Source organism: Massilia eburnea, from assembly GCF_009720745.1.
GTDB lineage: Bacteria > Pseudomonadota > Gammaproteobacteria > Burkholderiales > Burkholderiaceae_D > Rugamonas > Rugamonas eburnea.
Map to the genome: position 1 here is coordinate 1 of NZ_WNKX01000096.1, position 255 is coordinate 255.

Sequence of the window (255 nt, forward strand, 5' to 3'; positions counted from 1 at the left end):
GAGTGCTCTTGCGTAGCAACTAATGACAAGGGTTGCGCTCGTTGCGGGACTTAACCCAACATCTCACGACACGAGCTGACGACAGCCATGCAGCACCTGTGTGCAGGTTCTCTTTCGAGCACTCCCAGATCTCTCCGGGATTCCTGCCATGTCAAGGGTAGGTAAGGTTTTTCGCGTTGCATCGAATTAATCCACATCATCCACCGCTTGTGCGGGTCCCCGTCAATTCCTTTGAGTTTTAATCTTGCGACCGTA

The 255-nt window shown here is 52.2% G+C and carries 1 rRNA gene; it reads right to left on the reverse strand.

Annotated elements, in window-relative coordinates:
• A 16S ribosomal RNA gene (locus GM658_RS28715) occupies nucleotides 1–255 on the reverse strand; the annotation flags it as partial.